Source organism: Bacillus sp. NPDC094064 (genome assembly GCF_050279585.1).
GTDB lineage: Bacteria > Bacillota > Bacilli > Bacillales > Bacillaceae_G > Bacillus_A.
Genome location: NZ_JBNNUI010000028.1, coordinates 1 through 1,537 on the forward strand (window position 1 = coordinate 1; position 1,537 = coordinate 1,537).

Here is a 1,537-nt window from a genome sequence, read left to right on the forward strand (position 1 = left end):
GCGACTTCCTTATGTTAACATCTTCGTTAGTTAATGTCAACTAAGTTTTTTATTTCGTTTGCCGCTTTCGATGTTAATGTCATCGGCGACTTGTTTTATATTACACCCCTATACCCTAATCGTCAACACCTTTTATTCAATTAATAATAAAAATAATTTCAAAGGTATTTTCATTATTAGTTTCACCTTTCTCTATTTCAATGAAAATAAAGAAAGGACATCCTATTACGTACAAGACATCCTTTTCATTAAACATTATATACATGCTCTTATAAACTTTAACATTCTTCATTCCCTTTAACATTTCGATCGCCTGCTATAAATAAATCAATTAATTTACGTTTATCCGCCCATATCACTCCAAATAAAACTAAGCTACCACCTATTACTATTTTCCACGTTAAAGATTCATTTAATAGAACAATTGAAGCAACAATACTTATTAACGGTAAAGCATTTAAATATAGTCCACTTACTGATGCCGAGACTGTCTCTAATGCTCTATTCCAAAACCAATACGCTAAAATTGTTGCCCCAATAACAAGATATATTACACTTAGTCCAGCCTTCCATATTTCAACCTTTGGAAAACCGTAATAAAAAGTTTCTGCCATTGCAAATGGTAATAGAATAACAGCTCCAATAATTAAAGTTAATGTTGTAAAAACCTTGTTTGATAGATACTGTTCTTGTTTTGGCTTTTTCAGCAGTACTGTATAGAAAGCAAATAAGAAAGTACTTAATAAAATAAGGATATCTCCTATTAAAGATACTTCTTGATCGACTTTACTAGATGGGATTGTAATAAGAAGTACTCCGGCAGCCCCTAGTACAATACCGATCCAATAATTAAGCTGAATTTTTTCTTTCAAAAAGAACGCTGAAAAAAGAATTGTAACTAAAGGTAAAGCAGCATCAATAATACTAACATGCAATCCACTTGTTAAAGAAATTCCATAGGATGTGAACATAAAGTAACCAGCTACACCAGTAAAAGATAGTAAACTCATTCTTTTCCATGGCACCTGTTTATGTACAACCGATCTTTTTAATTGTTTACATGAGAATAGTAAACAGATTCCACCCGCAAAGAAAAGACGAATAAACAACAAAGTAAATGGCTGAATAGATTCTAGTGCCCACTTTGTTGGTGCAATGGCTGTCCCCCATAATATAACAGCCATTAATAACATGCATATTTCTTTCATAATCCCCCACACCCATCAAAAAATATATGTTAACTATCTTAATTATAGGTTTTTTCTTATGTGAAATCCTTTGATAACGAAAAAACGTTATGTAAAAAGGTAATTCTCACCTTAAACTAACATTTAAACGTATTACTTTATAACCCTTTACGGCACTATCGCTCAAAATTTATTTTAAACAGTATCTATTTCATCTTCTTTCCTCTTTAAGATTTATTAAATTTATGGATTTTAACATTTGGAAAATAAAAATAAACACAAAAAAACCTAAGTCGAATCGACTTAGGTTTTTGCTTGGCGACGTCCTACTCTCACAGGGACAAGGTCCC

At 31.6% G+C, this 1,537-nt stretch carries 1 protein-coding gene; it reads right to left on the bottom strand.

Annotation, left to right across the window (positions count from 1 at the left end; all coding sequences use genetic code 11):
- Positions 1 to 278: 278 nt before the first annotated feature.
- On the bottom strand, positions 279 to 1,208 hold the full coding sequence (locus ACQKNI_RS26065) for a DMT family transporter (protein WP_141524827.1): 930 nt from the start codon (positions 1,206 to 1,208) through the stop codon (positions 279 to 281).
- Positions 1,209 to 1,537: the final 329 nt, after the last annotated feature.

Bases quoted from the DNA above. Each gene is read 5' to 3' on its own strand.
- ACQKNI_RS26065 (WP_141524827.1), bottom strand. From the start codon at position 1,208: ATGAAAGAAATATGCATGTTATTAATGGCTGTTATATTATGGGGGACA.